The following is an 18,770-nucleotide window of genomic DNA, read 5'->3' as shown; positions in this document are numbered from 1 at the left end:
TGTCCTGGCCGGGCTTGTCCCGGCCATCCACGCCTTGCAAACTGAGGCATGGGTGGAGGATGGGTCTACATCATGACCAACCGACCGAACGGAACGCTCTACACGGGCGTGACGAACGACCTCTCGCGCCGAGCCTTCGAGCATCGCGAAGGGCTCTATGACGGATTTACGAAACGCTATGGTTTGACGCGGCTCGTATGGTACGAACGCTATGAGGATATCCGCAACGCGATTCAGCGCGAGCGGAATATGAAGCACTGGCGTCGCGCGTGGAAGGCCAGGCTGATCCTCGACATGAATCCAGATTGGCGCGATCTCTATGAGGAGCTTGCCCGATAAGGCGGAAGCGGCGCGGCGTGGATGGCCGGGACGAGCCCGGCCAGGACGCCCTCCTGGTCCTTCGAGACGCCACGCTCCAGGAATGACGGCTGCACCCCTCGGGACACCCTCCCCCTTTCCAAGGGCCACCGTCCTGGCCGGGCTTGTCCCGGCCATCCACGCCTTGCAACTGCGGTATGCGTGGAGGTTGGAACGCTCTACACGGGCATGACGAGCGACCTCTCGCCAAGCGGATTCTCGAACCTGAATTCGGATTTGCGTGACCTCTATGAGGAGCTTGCCCGATAGGGCGGAAGCGGCGCGACGTGGATGGCCGGGACGAGCCCGGCCAGGACGCCCCCTCCTGGAAATGCGTGACTCCCTTGGCCTTCAGGGGGAGGCGCGGATGGCGAAGCCATCCGGGGTGGGGTTCCACTGCAAAAGGCTCACGAACTTCACGAATCAACGTGATAGGGCGGAACGGAAAGCTATGCCATTAGCTGTTCGATGATCTGATCGAGCAACATTAGATCAGCCCCCGCTACAGTTTCCCAATCGGTATCTCGATAGTCTGGGTCCGCCCCAAGATCGATGTAGGCCCAGAAATTACTCAGCCGAAAAAGGCAAGCACGTGCGGTGATGAGCATAAGCTCGTTCTGCGCGGCGTCCATGTCGAGGACCAATTGCGGAAGCTCATGGGCGATGCGGTTCCGATATTTTCGCAGCTCTTGAATCGCATCCATTTCGTCGGCACTGATCGCCTCGAAGTGATCTCGAAGTGATCTCGAAGATACAGCAAACTCGCTTCAAACACATCCCTATGCCGCGCCAGCACGTCATTCTCATAGGTTTTGAAGGGCATACAAGGACCGAAAACGGTATTGGCGTAGAAATTCTTGACTCGCAAGATCACGAGCTTTTTGACCAACTCGAACGACAAGAGAATCAATCCGGCGTGTGATAAATAACGCCGAACATCTTGAGGATTCATGTGCTCAATGCTGGAAGGCATCAACTTCAAGCCCTTGCTCTTTCAGGATTCGGGCCGTGCATTTTGCCAACTGCTCCTTGCTGATGCCGAGCCTTCTTTGATGTGGTTCCATAAAGTCGGTCAGAGAATTGTCAACTCGCTCGAAGATCGCGCGGGCGGCTATAAGCTCGGCAATCATCGCGTCGCGCCCTTTTCTCTTGTTGAACTCAACGGCCCGCGCTCGAAAAAAATGATGTGCTAGAAAATCGCGACATTCTTTGGCTTTTAGGATTTGTGTCTTTAGATCAGGTTCCATCTCCGCAAGCGTCTGAACTCGCTTAATAAGGTTGCCGAGGCTTTGCGCATGCTGGTTTGCCAAGAAAATATCGAATTGAGTCTCGTAAGACGGCCTATCAAAGTTGTCTTGCCCGTTTTCTCGAATATCCTTCGCCACTCTGGCCAGATAATCAAGTTGCAAAATCGCGTTAGCCAGCCCGGCCTCGAAAACACTTGCCATATAATACGCAAGTCCAAAGTGAGCGTAAACTTCCTTGCAATGCAACCCTTCATCGTACCGCTCTTCGCTCATATGTGAAGCCTCCTAATTGTCTGTAGCGCGTCATCTCCGCTCCCCCTCCTCCTCCATCCGCGAAAACGACCACCTCAAATGCGCGTCCTTCACGCCGCGCCCATCCACCACGATCTGCGCGCTTTTCCGCGCTGCCGCCGCGCCGGCGAAGAAGACGCTCTCCTCCACCGCCACGGCGGCGTTGGCCTCGAAGACGAGATCGACGCCGCCGCTCGAAAGCAGCACTTTGCGCTCATTCGCCCCCATCACCCGCACATTGGGATGCAGATGGAAGCGCAGCACGAAATTCTCGGCGCGCACGCCCGGCCGCAGCGCGACGAGCCTGTCGTCGCCGAGGAGCTGCGAGCCGTCATGCGCCAGCGCCAGCCTGCGCTCGTGAACGAGGCCGAATTCGCGAGCATAGCCGTCATGGGAAAGCTCGAGATCATGGCTCGAATCGGTCGCGCGCCGCGCCGCCTTCACCAGCACGGGGCCGGCGACGATGCGCTCCTCTTGTCGGCCGCGCCCCGGCCGCGCCTCTATGCGGCAAATGGAACGATCCTCGACGATCAGGGTGGAATGCGCCGCCGTCGAGCGCGCGAGGCGACGCAGCGCCTCGGCGCCGGCCGGCGGCGCGCCGCAATTGACGATGATGCGCTCAGGCCCGATCGAATATTCGAAGGACAGGCACCCGGCATGGGCCGCGGAGGAGAAGACCGGCGGTGGCGGCGCGCCGGCGTCGACGATCACCACCGCCGCGCCCGCCTGCAGCCGGCGATAGCCCGAATGCGGCGCGTCGAGAATGGGCGCGCCGCCGGCGTCGGCATGGGCGAGGATCGTCGCCAGCCGATCCGGCGGCGCGCAGCCCATGCCGTTGAACAGCGCCAGCGCGCCGTCGCCATGTTTCAGCACGCGCAAAAAGGAGATCATCGCGCCGATCGAGGCGAGCAGACGCTCCGGCGGCCGACGCCCGCGCGTGGCGTAGGCCTGGCGCAGCGGCAATAAATCGAGCAGCAATTCGACCGGCGTCTCCGGATTGCGGCCGATATGGCCGCCGTCCGGCAAAATCTGGCGGAACAGCTCGGCGTCGAGCAGGCCGGTCGCGCGCTGCTCGTATTTGCGGCCGGCGTCGGCGCAGACCCCATAGGCGGCGAGCGCGACGGCGCAGAGCAGCCGGTCGGAGGCGCGCCGCTCCGAGGCCATGGCGCGCAGCAGGAAACGTATGTTGCGGGCCAGCGCCCGCATGAAGCGATCGTAGAAATCCTGATCGGCGCCCTCGAGCAGGATCGGCGATTGCGCCAGCCAGGACAGAGTGCGGCGTGCGACGACGCGCGGCTCATAAGCGGGATCGTCGATGAAATCGGTGCGCGTGCGCAGAAAATCGTCGACGAGCGCGCGGGCGTTGGCGCGCGCCAGAGCCCGGTCGGCCGCGCGCAAATGGCGCAGCCAGGAAAAGCCGGCGAGCGAGCGTCGCCATCCCGGCGAGGGCGGCGCGATCGAGAAGGGCGAGCGCCCGTTGGTCTCGACCACTTTTCCGTCGAAGGAGAAATAGCCCGCGTAGATTTCGTCGGCGACAGTCGGATCGGCGGTGCGAATGTCCTGCGGCGCGACATAGAGCCGCTCGGGCGCGCGCAGGCCCATCGCCTGAACGACATAATAGGGCCCCTGCACCGCGCGCGCGAAAGAGGCGACGCCGCGCGCCGCCGCGCGCGCCAATCGCATTCCCGAGCTTTGGGCCGTTTCGCTCAGAGCGTCCTCCTCGCGCTCCGCAGAACGGAGCGGAGCAAAGCGAATCTCGATTGGGATGACACAGATCGCAGGAGGAGAAAAGCCAAGGATGCGCGCAGGCTTCGCGCTCAGCTCCGCAGCACGAGTCGCGCGGCGAAGAAACCGTCGAGACCGGCGAGGCGATTGTCCTCGTTCGGCCAATGGGACGGCAGCGTGCGCAGATCGCCCTCGGGCGTCACGAATTCGGCCGGAACGGCGTCGGTCGCCGGATCGATCGGCGCGCGCCGCATCTCCGGATGCCGGCGCAGAAAGCTCGCGATCTGCGCCTCGCCCTCCTCCGGCTCCAGCGAGCAGGTGCAATAGACGAGCCGCCCGCCCGGCCGCAGCAATGTGGAGGCGCGCTCCAGAATGCGCGCCTGCAGGGCGACGAGGGAATCGAGATCGCCCGGCTTTTTGATCCAGGGCACGTCGGGATGACGGCGGATCGTTCCCGTCGCGGCGCAGGGCGCATCGACCAGAATGGCGTCGAAGGGACGCGGGGAGGAATAAGAGGCCGCGTCGCCCACTGCGATATCGGCGTGCAGGCGGGCGCGCTGGAGATTGGCGGCGAGCAGCTTCAGCCGCTCGGCCGAGCGGTCGAGCGCCGTCACCTGCGCCCGCGCGAAGGCGAGCTGCGCGGTCTTGCCGCCGGGGGCGGCGCACATGTCGAGGACGCGCTCGTCGGGCTCGACGGCCAGCAGACGCGCCGGCAGAGCGGCGGCGGCGTCCTGCACCCACCATTCGCCATCCGCAAAACCTTCCAGCTCGACGATCGGCGTGCGCGCGCGCAGCCGCACCGAGCCGGTCGGCAGCACGATTCCGTCGAGGCGGCTCGCCCAGCCCTCGGCGTCCGATTTCACCGTGAGATCGAGCGGCGGCTCCTGCATATGGATCGCCGCTATGGCGTGCGCCTGCGCCTCGCCATAGGTCTTGATCCAGCGCTGCGCCAGCCAGGCGGGCGTGTCGAGGGCCAGCGGATCGCCGCTCGCGAATTCGTCGCGACGGCGGATCAGATTGCGCAAGACGCCATTGACGAGCCCCGCGAAGGGCGCCGTCTTCGGCTCGAGCCTGACCGAGCGCACGGCGAGATCGACGGCCGCATGGTCGGGAACATCGAGATAGAGAATTTGCGCGGCGGCGGCGACGAGCGGCCATTCGAGCCGCGCGGCCTGCTTGGGCAGCCCCTTTTCCAGCAGGATCGAGAGCGTATGGCGGATCGCGCCGAGACGCCGCACGCCCACATAGGCGATCGAACGGGCGAGCGCGGCGTCGCGCGCCTCCATTCCGGCGAGCCGGAACGGAACCGCCTGCGGGGAAAAACGTTCGTCGAGGCGATGGCCGCCCTGCGCGACATCCGCGATCACATTGGCCGCGGCCATGCGCGCGGAGAGGCCGGGGACCTGGGCGGCCTCGGCCTCCCTGGCCGCATCGGCGGGAAGGAAGCCGGCCCGCGCCTTGGCCTTGGCCGAGAATGGTTTATGGTCGCTCATACACACCTTCGACGCGGATCGAATCGTCGTTTATATCACATACGGGGCTGGCCTGAGGCGAGTGGGAAAACGAGGGGGACGCGGTGAGCGTGAGGGAGGACGGATGACCGAAGTCGAGAATCCCCCGGACGACGCCGCGCCAGCGCGCGCCCCGCCGCCCGAAGCCTTGCGCGCGCTCGCGGAGGCCGAGGAACGCCGCCGCGCCGCCCGCGAGACGGTCTCCCCGGCGCGCGAGCTCGGCGGCCGCGGCGGCCTCGATCCCGCTCGCTACGGCGACTGGGAGAGCAAAGGAATAACCAGCGACTTCTGACGACGCGCCAGAGTCCGAGCTCGAGACGGGCGCGCGCCGCCGGCGCCGCCCGCGGCGCGTCGAACCATTCGAGGACCCTTGATGTTGGAAAAGCTCGTGGCCTGGTGTCTGCGCAGGCCCTGGACGGTCGTCATAGTCACGTTCGCGCTCACTGTCGCCGGCGCCTATCTGACCGCCACGCGTTTCGCTATCGATACGGATACGGCACATCTCTTCTCGCCCGATGTTCCCTGGCGCGCCAATGAGACGCGGCTCTACAGAGCTTTTCCGCAAATCGACGACATCATCGTGGCGGTCATCGACGCCAAGACCAGCGAGCAGGCGGAAAAAAGCGCCAATGCGCTGCGCGACGCGCTGACCGGCAAGCCGCTCATCTCGCGCGTCTGGCGCCCCGACGACAATCAATATTTCCGCGACAATGGCATTCTGTTCCTCGGCGTCGAGGAAATCCGCCGCGACATGAACTCGCTGGTCGCGCAGCGCGAATTCCTGCAGCCGCTGGCCGAGGACCCGAGCCTGCGCGGCCTGTCGGAGGCTCTGCTGTTCGGCATGAAGCAGGTGGGAACCAGCGAGCGCGGCCTCGCCGCCTTCGCCAAGGGTCTCGACAATTTCACCGACGCTTTCGACGCCGTGCTCGCCGGCAAGCCGGCCAAAGTCTCCTGGGAGAAGCTGCTGGCCGGCGGCCGCGAGCCGGAGACGCCTTCGGTCGGCCCCAGCGCCGAGCCGCGCCGCATCGTGCTCGTCAAGCCGATCATCGACTATTCCGCGCTCGAGCCCGGCCATGAGGCCGTGCAGATCATCCGCGACACCGCCAAATCGCTCGGCCTCGTCCCGGCCGAGGGCGTGACCGTGCGCCTCACCGGCCAGGTGCCGCTCGCCGACGAGGAATTCGCCACAGTCGCCGAGAACACCGGCGTGAACGTGTCGGCGACGCTCGCGGTGGTCACGCTCATCCTATGGGCGGCGCTGCGCTCCGGGCGGCTCATCTTCGCCGTGCTCGTCACCATCATCGCCGGCCTCGCCATGACGTCCGGCCTCGGCATCGTGCTCATCGGCCGCTTCAATCTCATCTCGGTCGCCTTCGCCGTGCTGTTCATCGGCCTCGGCGTCGATTTCGGCATTCAATTCGCCACGCGCTACCGCGAGGAGCGCCACAATATCGACGATCTGCCCAAGTCTCTGCTGGCGGCGACGCGCGGCATCGGCTGGTCGCTGACGCTGGCCGCCGTCTCGCTGCTCGCCGGCTTCTTCTGCTTCCTGCCGACGGAGTTTCGCGGCGTGGCCGAGCTCGGCCTCATCGCCGGCGTCGGCATGATCATCGCCTATCTCGCGACGCTCACCTTCCTGCCGGCGCTGATCCGCATTCTGGGACCCAAGGCCGAGGCGACGCCGGTGCAGACGGCCTCGCTGGCCAGCGTCGACCATTGGATCGCCGGTCATCGCAAGCTCGTGCTGCTGGCGACGGCGATCGTCGTGCTGGCCGGCGCACCTTTCCTGCTGCATCTGAAATTCGACTCCAATCCGATGAATCTGCGCGACCAGAGCGTCGAATCGGTAGCGACCTTCCTCGATCTGGCGAAAAATCCGCAGACGGCCCCCAATAAGATCGAGGTCCTCGCCGCCTCGGTTCCGGCCGCCCGCGAGCTGGCCGCGAAGATCGCGGCGCTGCCCGAGGTCGATCACGTCACCACCATAGACGAGCTGATCCCGTCCGATCAGGACGAGAAGCTGCCGATTCTGGAGAACGCCGCCAATCAGCTGCGCAAAGTGCTCGATCCGACGGTGAAGCCCGCGCCGACCGACGAGGAGACGAAAAAGGCGCTGACGCGCGCCGCCAAGACGATCCGCAAGGCCGGAGCCGCGCCCAAGGCTCCGCCGGGCCTCGTCCGCTTCGCCGATTCGCTGGACGCGCTGGTGAAGGCGAGCCCCGAAATTCGCAAAGACGCGCAGATCGCCGCCCTCTCCGATCTCGAGCGCCTCTTCGGCGAATTGCGCAAGGCGCTCGCCGCCCGCAAGATCATGCCGGAGACGCTGCCCGCCGATCTGCGCTCCGAATGGATTTCGGCCGACGGCGAGGTGCGCGTCGAGGTGACGCCCAAGGGCGACAGCAATGACCGCGAGGTGATGACCCGCTTCGCCGAGGCGGTGCAGACGCTCGCGCCCGACGCCGGCGGGCCGCCGGTGATCGTCGCCGAGGCCGGTAAGACGGTGGTCGACGCCTTTCTTCAGGCGGGCGTGCTCGCCTTCGTCGCCATCTTCCTCATCCTCGTCGTCGCGCTGCGGCGGGCGAGCGATGTCGCGCTCACGCTGGGACCGCTCGTGCTCGCCGGAATCATGAGCCTCGAGGCGGCCGATCTCCTCGGCATGTCGCTCAATTTCGCCAATATCATCGCGCTGCCGCTGATGTTCGGCGTCGGCGTCGCCTTCCACATCTATTACGTCATCGCCTGGCGTAAGGGGGTCTCCGACATGCTCGCCTCGAGCCTGACGCGCGCGATCTTCTTCAGCGCGCTGACCACAGGCACCGCCTTCGGCAGCCTGTTCCTGTCGAGCCATCCGGGCACCGCCAGCATGGGCGAGCTGCTCGCGATCTCTTTGTTCTTCACGCTGCTGGCGGCCTTCATCATCGTGCCGGCCTTCCTCGGGCCGCCGCGGCAAGAGCAAGAGGAGGCGGCGCCGGCGCAGGGCGCGAGCGAACCCGTCCAGCCTTCGCCTGTGCAGCCGTCGCGCGGCGTGATAGGGTCCTGACCCATGATCAAGGCGGCTTTTTCCCTGCTTCTCGGTCTGTCGGTCGCCTCCAGCGCAGCGGCCGCGCCGGCTGCGCCCGAGCCCGCCGCGGCCACCGTGGCGGCGGAGCCGATCTATGGCGTCTGGATTCGCGGCGGACATCAGCAGAAGCTCGAATTCTTCGACTGCGACGGCGCGCTCTGCGCCCGCGGCGTGTTTCCGCCGCCCCCGCCCGGCCAGCCGCCGATGCTGATCCTGCGTCATGCGCCGCGGATCGAGCCCAATCGCTGGAAGGGCGATCTCTACAATCCCGAGAATGGCAAAATCTATATCGGCATCATCACATTGGACAGCCCGACCCAGCTCACGCTCACCGGCTGCCTGATCGCCTTCTTGTGTCAGAGCGAAAGCTGGACCAAAGTGCCGACGGAACCGGCGCCTTCGCAGAAGACGCCGACGCCGCGGCGACGAATTAACAATCCGTAACTTGACCATAGAGACCCTCCCCACCAGGGTCGCGCGGAGCCGCGACGACGGATCGGAGGTTTCGACGGCTCTCCCATGCGCCGCCCGGCGCCGGGTCGGATGCATCGCAAGTGGAAAATTCATACGCCTGCTTTGATGGCGGCGTTCAATGGTCTAGGCCCTGAGAAAGGGCCGCGCGCCCGCCCCGGGCGCGCGGATGCGGATAGAACGGAATTGTCCTTGCCTCTGAGACGACGACCACGGCCGCCCCTGCTCCTCGGTCGCGTTGCCGCGCTCGCCGCCGCGACAGCGCTTTCTGGATGCGTGCTGGATTGGGAGAAGCCGGACGCCACGGTCGAAACCCCGCCCGCCTTCAAAGCCATCCGGCCGGCGCGCTCGGCGCCGCCGATTCGCGCGGCCAGAGAATGGTCGCAGGGCTTCCGCTCCCCCGAGCTGACCCGCCTCGTCGAAAAGGCGCTCGAGCAAAATCTCGACATCGCCGCCGCCGTGGCGCGCATCCAGCAGGCCGACGCCACCGCGCGAATCAACAGCGCCCCGCTGTGGCCCTCGCTGACGATGAACGACATAGCGAGGCGCACGCAGACTCCGGCCACCATCACCAGCGCGACGAGCACCAGCGCTTCGACCAGCGCGACGACGACGACGGGGGCGGCGGGCTCGAGCGTGCTGCGCACGCGCCGCGCCAATTTCTTGCAGCTGCAGCTCGACGCCAGCTATGAGATCGACTTCTGGGGCAAGAATCAGGACGCCTCCAACGCCGCGCGGCTGCTCGCCAATGCGAGCCGCTTCGATCGCGACGTCGTCGAGATTTCCACCATCGCCTCGGTGGTGAACGCCTATTTTCAGGTGCTGACGGCGGAAGACCGGCTGCGCATCGCCCGCAACAACATCAAGATCGCCGAAACCGTGCTGAAGGCCATCAAGGCCCGGCTCGACGTCGGCACCGCCACGGCGCTCGACTTTTCGCAGCAGGATTCGGTCGTCGCCCAGCAGCGCGCCTCCGTGCCGCCGCTGGAGCAGTCGCTGCGCCAGACGAAGAACACGCTCGCAGTCCTGCTCGGGGTCCCGCCGGAGAGCGCCGTCATCAAGGGCGGCTCACTGACCCGGCTCAGCTACCCGAAAGTCTCGCCCGGACTGCCCTCCGAGCTGCTGCTGCGCCGTCCGGACATAGCGGAGGCCGAGGCCAAGCTGGAATCGGCCGAATTCTCGGTGCTGCAGGCGCGCGCCGCCTTCTTCCCGTCGATCAAGGTCACCGGCTATTACGGCGTGCAGAGCGTCGCGCTGCGCTCGCTGTTCCGCCCGGAGGCGATCGCCTGGCAGATCGCCGGCAATCTGACGCAGCCGGTCTTCGACGGCTATAATCTCCAAGGCCAGTATCTGTTGCAGCAGGGCAAATTCGCCGAGCTGGCCCAGGCTTACAAAAAGCAGATTTTGACGGCCTTCTCCGACGTCGAAAATGCACTCATCGCCATACAAGAGACGTCTCGGCAGTTGAAGCTCCAAGGCGAGGCGGCGGCGGCGGCGCGGCGGGCCTATGAGGTCGCCGAGGCGCGGCTCCGCGAGGGCACGATCGACATCATCACACTGTCGACGACGGAGACGACCTTGTTCCAGACCGAGGACGCGCTGGCCGTGGTGCGGCTCACCTATTTCCAGGCGGCGACGAGCCTCTATTCGGCGCTCGGCGGCGGCTGGTCCGGGACGACGCGCGCGCTCGAGATCGCCACCGAAGACGGCGCCTATGAATCAGACAAAGGCCCCTGGCCGTGAAACTGCCCCTCTCTCTGCCCGCCGGATGGCGCGCGAAGCGGCCCCCGCCGCTCGTCGCTCTGGCGGCGCTGGCCGCGCTGGCGGCCGGCTATTATGTCGCCCGCCCCTTTCTTTTCCGCGAGGATGGGGCGACGGACTCTGCCGCCTCCTCGTCCGCGAGCAGGCGCGAGGGGCGCCGCCGCGGCTTCGACGGTCCGATCTCCATAACGGCGACGCCGGTGCGCATCGCCGATGTGCCGGTGACGATCGACGCGGTCGGCACGGCGCAGGCGCTCAATACGGTCACAGTGCGCACGCAGGTCGACGGGCGGCTGATGAAGCTCGGCTTCGACGAGGGGCAGAACGTCAAGAAGGGCGACATTGTCGCGCTCATCGATCCGACGCTCTATCAGGCCGCCTATGATCAGGCGGTCGCCAAAAAGGCGCAGGACGAGGCCAATCTCGCCAACGCCCGCGTCGATGTGACGCGCTATAAGAAGCTCGCCGTCAGCAATTTCGGCTCGCAGCAGCAATATGCGACGCAGGAGTCGCTCGTCACCCAGCTCGAGGCGCAGATCCGCGCCGATCAAGGCGCGATCGACAACGCCAAGGCGACGCTGGATTACGCCACCATACGCACGCCGATCGACGGCCGCACCGGCATCAGGCTCGTCGACGTCGGCAATATTCTGCACAGCTCGGATTCGACCGGCATCGTCGTCATCACCCAGCTCCAGCCGATCTTTGTCGTCTTCACCGCGCCGCAGCAGTTTCTGCCGGCGGTGCAGAAGGCGCAGGCGCGCGGCCCCGCGCCGGCGGCCGCGCTCGGCTCGGACAATTCCAGCGTGCTCGACAGCGGCGTCGTGACGGTGATCGACAATCAGATCGATCAGACGACCGGCACGGTGAAGATCAAGGCGACCTTCGAAAACAAGGCGCTGACCTTGTGGCCCGGCCAATTCGTCAACGTCCGGTTGACGGTCGACGTGCTACAGAACGCGCGGGTCGTGCCGAGCTCGGCCATTCAGCGCGGCCCCAACGGCGCCTTCGTCTATGTGCTGAACGAGGACGAGACCGTCTCCATGAAGGCGGTCACGGTCGGACGTCAGGACGAGGTTCAAGCGGTGGTCGCCTCCGGCCTCGACGTCGGCGAGAAGGTCGCGACGACCGGCTTCTCGCGGCTCGTCGACGGCTCGCAGGTGCGGGTGATCGAGCCCACGGCCGATCGCGGCGCAGGCGCGCCAGACGCCCCGGCGCGTCCGCGCAGGGAGCGCAAACGCGAGGCCGACGGCGAGAAGCGCGGCGACGGCAGCGGCCCGCCGCAAAAGAGGTGACGCGCAGATGAGCGTGTCGACGCCCTTCATCGAACGGCCGGTGGCGACGTCGCTGCTGAGCTTCGCCGTGCTTTTGTTCGGCATATTGGGCTATGTCCGCCTGTCGGTCTCGCCGCTGCCGCAGGTCGATTTCCCGACCATTCAGGTCACGACGCAATTGCCGGGCGCCAATCCCGACACGATGGCGGCGCTGGTGACGGCCTCGCTCGAGCGCCAGTTCGGGCAGATCCCCTCGCTGCAGACGATGTCGTCGCAGAGCGCCTTCGGCCTGTCGCAGATCACGCTGCAATTCGAGCTCGACCGCGACATAGACGCCGCCGCGCAGGACGTGCAATCGGCGATCAACGCCGCCGCCTCGACGCTGCCGCGCAGCCTGCCCTATCCGCCCGTCTATTCGAAGGTCAATCCGGCCGACACGCCCGTCGTCACGCTGACTCTGCGCTCCAAGACCGCGACCATGCGGCAATTGAGCGACGTCGCCGACACGCTGATCGCGCCGCGCCTCTCGGAAGTTTCGGGCGTCGGCCATGTGGCGGTGGAGGGCGGCGTGCGCCCGGCGGTGCGCATTCAGGCCGATCTCGCCCGGCTCGCCGCCAATCGCATGAGCATGGAGGATTTGCGCGGCGCCATTTCCGCCGCCAATGTCGCCGGCGCCAAGGGCTCGCTCGACGGCCTCCACCAATCCTATACGCTCGACGCCAATGACCAATTGCAGGCGGCGCGGCAGTTCGAGACCGTCGTCGTCGCCTATCGCAATGGCGCGCCGATCATGCTGCGCGACGTCGCGACCGTGCTCGACGGGCTGGAGAACTCGAGGGTCGGCGGCTGGTATCGCGGCGAGCCGGCGATCATTCTCGACGTGCAGCGCCAGCCCGGCGCCAATATCATCAGCACAGTGGATCAGCTCCACAAGGAGCTGCCCAACATCAAGCGCGCGCTCCCCAAGGGCATGACGCTCGACGTCGTCAACGACCGCACCCAGACGATCCGCGCCTCGATCGAGGATGTGGAGCTCACTCTGGCGCTGGCCACGGGGCTGGTGATTTTGGTCGTGCTGCTGTTCCTGCGCAGCTGGCGGGCGACGGTCATCGCCGGCGTCAGCCTGCCGCTGTCGATCATCGCCACTTTCGCGCTGATGTCCCTCGCCGGCTTCTCGCTCGACAATCTGTCGCTGATGGCGCTGACCATCGGCGCCGGCTTCGTCGTCGACGACGCCATTGTGATGATCGAGAACATCGTCCGCAACATAGAGCTCGGCAAGACGCCGCATCGCGCCGCGCTGGACGGCGCGCGGGAGATCGCCTTCACGGTGATCTCGCTCACCGTCTCGCTCGTCGCGGTGTTCATCCCGCTTCTGTTCATGACCGGCCTCGTCGGCCGCATGTTCCGCGAATTCGCGCTGACGCTCACCGCGCAAGTCGTCGTCTCGGCGATCATCTCGCTGACGCTGACGCCGATGCTCTGCGCCAAGCTGCTGAAGCCAGGCGCCGGGCATGGCGCCGGAGCCGGCGCTCACGAGCCGGCGGCGGGCGGCTTTTCCGCCTGGCTCGACGAATTCTACGCCAAGACGCTCGCCATGGCGCTCGGCCGGCAGAAGCTGATGCTAATTCTGACCTTCGGCACGCTGGCGCTCACCATCGCGCTCTATGCGCTCATTCCCAAGGGCTTCCTGCCGCGCCAGGACACCAGCCTGCTCAATGTCGTGCTGGAAGCCTCGCCCGACGCCTCCTTCGAGACGATGACCCGGCTGCAGGCCGAGGTCTCGAAAATCTTCGAGGCGGAGCCGGAGGCGACCGGGACGGTCTCTGTGCTCGGCGTCGGCCCGCTCAACGCCACCACCAATGTCGGCCATATGTCGGTCACGCTGCGCGGCCGCGATGTGCGCAGCATCGGCGCCGACGCGATCGCCGAGCGGCTGAAACAGGCGGCCGAGCGCATTCCCGGCGCCGCCGTCTATATCGAGCCGGTGCAGGACATACAGATCACGACGCGCGCCAGCCGCTCGCAATATCAATATACGCTGACGGCGCCGGATCAGAACGAGCTGCAGGAGTGGTCGCAGAAGCTCATCGACGAGATTCGCCGCGACGGCGTGTTCCGCAATGTCGCCGCCGAGACGCAGAACGGCGGGCTGCGCACCTTTCTGCGCATCGACCGCGAGCTGATGGGGCGGCTCGGCATCACCGCGCAGAATGTCGACGACACGCTGAATGACGCGTTCGGCCAGCGGCAGATCTCCACCATCTACGCCCAGTCCAACCAATATCGCGTGATATTGGAGGCGGCGCCGCAATATCAGCGCGACCCGACCGCGCTCGACAAGCTCTATGTCGCGCCGACGAGCGCCGTCGCGCAGATCGGCGGCGGCGCGCAGACGCCGATCTCGACCTTCGTCTCGGTGGAGCAGACGACCGCGCCGCTCGCCGTCGCGCATCAGGAGCAGTTTCCGGCGGCGACGATCAGCTTCGACCTCGCGCCCACGGCCGCGCTCGGCGACGCCGTGGAGGCGATCGCGCGCGCCGAGCGCGAGATCGGCCTGCCCTCCTCCATCATCGGCCTGTTCAGCGCCGATGCGGCGGAGTTTCGCAAATCGCTCGCCAGCGAGCCCTGGCTCATTCTCGCCGCGGCGATCGCCATCTATGTCGTGCTGGGCGTGCTCTATGAGAGCTATGCGCATCCCTTCACCGTGCTGACGACGCTGCCCTCGGCCGGCGTCGGCGCGCTGCTCGCTCTGATGGCGACCGGGCTCGACATGTCGCTGGTCGCGCTGATCGGCGTCGTGCTGCTGATGGGCATCGTCAAGAAGAACGCGATCATGATGATCGACTTCGCGCTGGAGGCGGAGAAGAACGACGGGCTCGCGCCTTTCGAGTCGATCGTGCGCGCCTGCCGGCTGCGCTTCCGGCCGATCATGATGACGACTCTCGCGGCGCTGCTCGGCGCGCTGCCGCTGGCGCTGGCGAGCGGCCCCGGCAGCGAACTGCGCATTCCGCTCGGCGTGTCGATCATCGGCGGCCTCGTTCTGTCGCAGCTGCTGACGCTCTATACGACGCCGGTCATCTATCTCGCCGTCGACCGGCTGCGCGCGCGTCTGCGCGAATTGCTGCACGGCGCCCAGGCGCCGCAGCAGCGGCCGGCCTCGCCCGCCGCGCCGCCCTCCGAGCGCAAGGAGGCGGCGGAGTGATCGGCTGCCGCACCATTTCTCCCTCTCCCCGCCTGCGGGGAGAGGGTCGGGGTGAGGGGCTCGGCGCATGAGCCAGCAACGGAAAACGCCCCGAGCCCCTCATCCGCACCTTCTCCCCGCGCGCGGGGAGAAGGAAGGCGGCCAAGGCCGCGCGCAACGATCTCGCCGGCAGACGGCTCCAGCGCCATGAACATCTCCGAGCCCTTCATCCGCCGGCCGATCGGCACGAGCCTGCTCGCCGTCGCGCTGTTTCTGGTGGGGGCCGTCGCCTATTTCTTCCTGCCGGTCGCGAGCCTGCCGGCGATCGACTTTCCGGCGATCGGCGTCGTGGCGGCGCGGCCGGGCGCCGATCCGGCGACGATGGCCGCCTCCGTCGCCGCGCCGCTGGAGCGCCGCCTCTCCGGAATATCCGGCGTCACCGAGCTGACCTCGGTGAGCTCGCTCGGCCAGACGCAGATCGTCGCGCAATTCGACATCAACCGAAACATCGACTCCGCCGCGCGCGACGTGCAGGCGGCGATCAACGCCGCGGCCACCGATCTGCCCTCCGATCTGCCGATCCTGCCCACATTCCGCAAGGCGAGCCAGGCGACGGTGCCCTCCATCGTTCTCGCGCTGACGTCGGCGACGCTGCCGACCAGCGCCATATTCGACGCCGCGGATACGGTCATCGCCCAGCGCATCTCGCAAGTGCCCGGCGTCGCCGAGGTGCGCATCGCCGGCGCCGAGCAGCCGGCGATCCGCGTGCAGGTCGATACGGCGCGCCTCGCCGCCATGGGCATCGGCGTCGACGCCGTGGCGAACGCCATCACCACCGCCAATGTGCTCTCCCCGCTCGGCGCGCTGAACGGCGACCAGCTCGGCCGGACGCTCGGAGCCAGCGACCAACTGTCGACCCCGCGCGACTTTCGCGACGTCGTCGTCGCGGCGGCCAATGGCGCCGTGGTCAGGCTCGGCGACATCGCCACCGTGGAACGCGGCGTGCGCAATCGGCTGGCGGCTGGATGGTTCAACGGCAAGCCGGCGGTCCTCATCATCGTGACCCGGCAGCCCAACGCCAATGTGATCGTCATGGTCGATCAGGTGAAGGCGCTGCTGCCCGAGCTGCGGAAATGGATTCCGAGCGGCGTCGACGTCTCGATCCTCTCCGACCGAACCCAGACGATCCGCGCGAGCGTCTCGGAGATTCAGAACACGATGTTCGTCTCCATCGCTCTGGTCATGGCGGTGGTGTTCGTCTTCCTGCGCCGCGCCACGCCTGTCTTCGCCGCGGCGGTGACCGTGCCGCTGTCGCTCGTCGGCTCCTGCGCCGCCATGTGGGTCGCGGGCTTCTCGATCGACAATCTGTCGCTGATGGCGCTCACCATCGCCGTCGGCTTCGTCATCGACGACGCCATCGTCATGATCGAGAACATAGAGACCAATGTCGAACGCGGCATGGGGCGGATGGAGGCGTCCCTCGTCGGCGCGAAGCAGATCGGCTTCACCGTGGTGTCGATCAGCCTGTCGCTGATCGCCGTGTTCATTCCGCTGCTGCTGATGGAAGGCGTCTTCGGGCGGCTGCTGCGCGAATTCGCCTTCACCCTCACCTTCGCCATCGTCATCTCGACAATCGTCTCGCTGACGGTGACGCCGATGATCTGCGCGCATCTGCCGTCTCCCAAGCGCGAGACGCCTTCGCGTTTCGACACTCTGGTGGAGGGCGCGCTGTCGCGGCTCGTCGGGCTCTATGCGCGTAGCCTCAGGCCCGTCGTCGACCATCCCTGGGCGATGCTCGCCGTCATCGTGCTGACGATCGCCTGGACTGTCCACCTCTACGCCTCGGTCCCCAAGGGCAATCTGCCTCAGGACGACATCGGCCTGCTCAACGGCACGACGGAAGCGTCGGCGGATATTTCCTTCACCGACATGGTCGCGCTGCAGAAGAAGGCCGCCGCAATCGCCGCCGCCGATCCGGACGTCGTCAATGTCGGCTCCTTCATCGGCGCCTCCAATCAGAGCATGGCGGGCAATCAGGGCCGGCTGTTTCTGGCGCTCAAGCCCGCGACCGAGCGCAAGGCGTCGAGCTTCGATGTGCTGGCGCGCCTGCGCAAGGAGTTCGGCAACATCGCCGGTCTCGCCGTCTATATGACGCCGTCTCAGGATCTGCGCTCCGGCGGACGTCAGAGCAAGGCGCAATTTCAATTTACCATCACGGCCGGCTCGGTCGACGACCTCGAGGAATGGACGCCCAAACTGCTCGCAAGGCTGCAGCGGCTGCCGGAGCTCGCCGACGTCACCACCGATCGGCAACAGGGCGCGCTGAAGGCCGATGTCGTCATCGACCGCACCGCCGCCTCACGCATGGGCGTGCCGATTCAGGCGATCGACACGGCGCTCAACAGCTCCTTCGGCCAGCGCCAGGACTCCATCATCTATACGCAACGCAACCAATATCGCGTCGTCGTCGAGGCGCCGCTGTCGCGCCAGCGCGATCCGCGCGATCTTTCCGGCCTCTATGTCTCGGCGAGCGACGGAACCCAGGTTCCGCTCACCGCCGTCGCCCGCATAGAGCGCGGAACCATGCCGCTCGTCGTCAATCATCAGGGCGTGCTGCCGGCGGCGACGATCACATTCAACATCGCGCCCGGCCATACGCTGGACGCCGCAGCCAAGGCCGTTCTCGCGGCGACCGACGAAATGCAGCTCCCCAATGGCGTGCAGGCGGAGTTCGCGGGCGACGCCAAGGATTTCCGCAAGCTCTCCTCGGGCATGGCCTGGCTGATCCTGGCGGCGCTGCTTGCCGTCTACATCATCCTCGGCGTGCTCTATGAAAGCCTCGCCCATCCGGTGACGATCATCTCCACCCTGCCCTCGGCCGGACTCGGCGCGCTGCTGGCGCTCGAGGCCTTCGGCACGGAATTCACGCTGATCGCCTTCATCGGCATTCTGCTGCTCATCGGCATCGTCAAGAAGAACGGCATCATGCTCGTCGACTTCGCCCTGCACGCCGAGCGCGACAAGGGCTTTTCGGTCCGCGACGCGGCGCTGGAGGCGGCCGTGGAGCGTTTCCGGCCGATTTTGATGACGACGCTCGCCGCCATGCTCGGCGCTCTGCCGCTCGCCTTCGCCAGCGGGATCGGCGCGGAAATGCGGCGCCCGCTCGGCGTCACCATTGTCGGCGGGCTGCTGCTCAGCCAGCTGCTGACGCTCTATACGACGCCGGTCATCTATCTACTGATGAGCAAGCTGGAGAGCCGCCGCCAGCGGCAGGCCCCGGACTCGCCGATCACGGAGCCACCAGTAACGGAGCCGCGGACGGCGGAGGGGTTATAGGATTTCCCGGCGGTCGCTTGCGATCACGAGCCTGATGGCTCGCGGTCCAGAATCGGCGTCGGACCGCGAGCCTTCGGGCTCGCTCCCGTCCGCCGGACGAAAACCGGCCTCAATGCGTGAAATCGCTCTGCGTCTCGAAGAACAGCCGCAGCACCGGATGCGCGCCGCAATCCTCGACCGGAATATGCCAGAATTTCGAGTCCATTTGCGGGAAACGCGCCATAGGCAGATGGATCTCGGTCAACCGCGCATGATTGCCGAAACCGCCGATCATCGCCTCGCCGAGCAAATGAAGAAGATCTTCGAGCCGATCCGGGACTTCCGCGACGGTGAGCGTCGTCGTGTTCGAGAGCGGGAGGGTCTTGTCGCAAACGAGCTCGTAATCCGCTGGTTTCATAAATCCGACCCCACCATTGCCGACCAAAAGGCAAGCAAGACGCATACCGCGAGCGGAACAATGGCCCTCCCGTGCGGCGCGTCCGCCCACTGCGCCTCACGCCCACTATAGAGCCCTTCAGATGAAGGTCAAAAGACAAGCGTCCCGCTGAAGGT

Annotated in this window: 13 protein-coding genes; 8 read left to right on the top strand and 5 right to left on the bottom strand. The window is 66.3% G+C overall.

Features of this window, described 5'->3' with window-relative positions; all coding sequences use genetic code 11:
* Positions 1 to 72 precede the first annotated feature (72 nt).
* The gene (locus tag AC6IY7_RS15235; RefSeq protein ID WP_497780259.1) at positions 73 to 339 is read left to right on the top strand and encodes a GIY-YIG nuclease family protein; all 267 of its coding nucleotides are present in this window, start codon (positions 73 to 75) and stop codon (positions 337 to 339) included.
* 467 nt (positions 340 to 806) lie between these two features.
* Here the strand turns inward: AC6IY7_RS15235 and AC6IY7_RS15230 are convergent, their stop codons facing one another.
* The 4 genes from AC6IY7_RS15230 to AC6IY7_RS15215 form a co-directional block, all read right to left on the bottom strand.
* Positions 807 to 1,061 carry a hypothetical protein gene (locus AC6IY7_RS15230; RefSeq protein ID WP_497780258.1) on the bottom strand — a complete coding sequence of 85 codons (255 nt, stop codon included), beginning with the start codon at positions 1,059 to 1,061 and terminating at the stop codon, positions 807 to 809.
* 252 nt (positions 1,062 to 1,313) lie between these two features.
* Positions 1,314 to 1,877, bottom strand: a complete 564-nt coding sequence (locus AC6IY7_RS15225) for a hypothetical protein (RefSeq protein ID WP_497780257.1) — start codon at positions 1,875 to 1,877, stop codon at positions 1,314 to 1,316.
* 30 nt (positions 1,878 to 1,907) lie between these two features.
* Entirely contained in the window at positions 1,908 to 3,578 is a 1,671-nt protein-coding gene (locus AC6IY7_RS15220; RefSeq protein WP_497780256.1) for a heparinase II/III family protein, read from the bottom strand.
* Positions 3,579 to 3,712: 134 nt separating this feature from the next.
* Positions 3,713 to 5,113, bottom strand: coding sequence for an RsmB/NOP family class I SAM-dependent RNA methyltransferase (locus AC6IY7_RS15215; RefSeq protein WP_497780255.1), 1,401 nt, complete (start codon positions 5,111 to 5,113; stop codon positions 3,713 to 3,715).
* A gap of 103 nt (positions 5,114 to 5,216) precedes the next feature.
* Here AC6IY7_RS15215 and AC6IY7_RS15210 point away from each other — a divergent pair, with 103 nt between their 5' ends.
* From AC6IY7_RS15210 to AC6IY7_RS15180, 7 genes are all read left to right on the top strand, one after another.
* A complete protein-coding gene (locus AC6IY7_RS15210) occupies positions 5,217 to 5,423 on the top strand; it encodes a DUF1674 domain-containing protein (protein WP_497780254.1) in 207 nt (68 codons plus the stop codon).
* 81 nt (positions 5,424 to 5,504) lie between these two features.
* Positions 5,505 to 8,171, top strand: coding sequence for an MMPL family transporter (locus AC6IY7_RS15205; protein WP_497780253.1), 2,667 nt, complete (start codon positions 5,505 to 5,507; stop codon positions 8,169 to 8,171).
* 3 nt (positions 8,172 to 8,174) lie between these two features.
* Positions 8,175 to 8,636: a DUF2147 domain-containing protein gene (locus AC6IY7_RS15200; protein WP_497780252.1), complete on the top strand. Its 462-nt coding sequence runs from the start codon at positions 8,175 to 8,177 to the stop codon at positions 8,634 to 8,636.
* Between the two features lie 213 nt (positions 8,637 to 8,849).
* Positions 8,850 to 10,406 carry an efflux transporter outer membrane subunit gene (locus AC6IY7_RS15195; protein WP_497780251.1) on the top strand — a complete coding sequence of 519 codons (1,557 nt, stop codon included), beginning with the start codon at positions 8,850 to 8,852 and terminating at the stop codon, positions 10,404 to 10,406.
* The gene (locus AC6IY7_RS15190) at positions 10,403 to 11,719 is read left to right on the top strand and encodes an efflux RND transporter periplasmic adaptor subunit (RefSeq protein ID WP_497780250.1); all 1,317 of its coding nucleotides are present in this window, start codon (positions 10,403 to 10,405) and stop codon (positions 11,717 to 11,719) included. The genes AC6IY7_RS15195 and AC6IY7_RS15190 overlap by 4 nt, the downstream gene beginning before the upstream one ends.
* Before the next feature lie 7 nt (positions 11,720 to 11,726).
* Positions 11,727 to 14,903 carry an efflux RND transporter permease subunit gene (locus tag AC6IY7_RS15185; RefSeq protein ID WP_497780249.1) on the top strand — a complete coding sequence of 1,059 codons (3,177 nt, stop codon included), beginning with the start codon at positions 11,727 to 11,729 and terminating at the stop codon, positions 14,901 to 14,903.
* Between the two features lie 186 nt (positions 14,904 to 15,089).
* Complete coding sequence (locus tag AC6IY7_RS15180) at positions 15,090 to 18,218, top strand: efflux RND transporter permease subunit (protein ID WP_497780248.1); 3,129 nt, start codon at positions 15,090 to 15,092, stop codon at positions 18,216 to 18,218.
* 109 nt (positions 18,219 to 18,327) lie between these two features.
* On the opposite strand, the gene AC6IY7_RS15175 is transcribed toward AC6IY7_RS15180, so the two are convergent.
* The gene (locus AC6IY7_RS15175; protein ID WP_497780247.1) at positions 18,328 to 18,615 is read right to left on the bottom strand and encodes a hypothetical protein; all 288 of its coding nucleotides are present in this window, start codon (positions 18,613 to 18,615) and stop codon (positions 18,328 to 18,330) included.
* Positions 18,616 to 18,770 lie beyond the last annotated feature (155 nt).

Source organism: Methylosinus sp. is20ea (genome assembly GCF_059718135.1).
This window is presented reverse-complemented; position numbering and strand designations above follow the sequence as displayed.

What these genes read in the sequence shown, in the direction of transcription:
- AC6IY7_RS15205 (WP_497780253.1), top strand. Translation starts at nt 5,505, where the DNA reads ATGTTGGAAAAGCTCGTGGCCTGGTGTCTGCGCAGGCCCTGGACGGTC.
- AC6IY7_RS15215 (WP_497780255.1), bottom strand. Translation starts at nt 5,113, where the DNA reads ATGAGCGACCATAAACCATTCTCGGCCAAGGCCAAGGCGCGGGCCGGC.
- AC6IY7_RS15210 (WP_497780254.1), top strand. Translation starts at nt 5,217, where the DNA reads ATGACCGAAGTCGAGAATCCCCCGGACGACGCCGCGCCAGCGCGCGCC.
- AC6IY7_RS15175 (WP_497780247.1), bottom strand. Translation starts at nt 18,615, where the DNA reads ATGAAACCAGCGGATTACGAGCTCGTTTGCGACAAGACCCTCCCGCTC.
- AC6IY7_RS15180 (WP_497780248.1), top strand. Translation starts at nt 15,090, where the DNA reads ATGAACATCTCCGAGCCCTTCATCCGCCGGCCGATCGGCACGAGCCTG.
- AC6IY7_RS15235 (WP_497780259.1), top strand. Translation starts at nt 73, where the DNA reads ATGACCAACCGACCGAACGGAACGCTCTACACGGGCGTGACGAACGAC.
- AC6IY7_RS15220 (WP_497780256.1), bottom strand. Translation starts at nt 3,578, where the DNA reads ATGCGATTGGCGCGCGCGGCGGCGCGCGGCGTCGCCTCTTTCGCGCGC.
- AC6IY7_RS15185 (WP_497780249.1), top strand. Translation starts at nt 11,727, where the DNA reads ATGAGCGTGTCGACGCCCTTCATCGAACGGCCGGTGGCGACGTCGCTG.
- AC6IY7_RS15200 (WP_497780252.1), top strand. Translation starts at nt 8,175, where the DNA reads ATGATCAAGGCGGCTTTTTCCCTGCTTCTCGGTCTGTCGGTCGCCTCC.
- AC6IY7_RS15225 (WP_497780257.1), bottom strand. Translation starts at nt 1,877, where the DNA reads ATGAGCGAAGAGCGGTACGATGAAGGGTTGCATTGCAAGGAAGTTTAC.
- AC6IY7_RS15230 (WP_497780258.1), bottom strand. Translation starts at nt 1,061, where the DNA reads ATGGATGCGATTCAAGAGCTGCGAAAATATCGGAACCGCATCGCCCAT.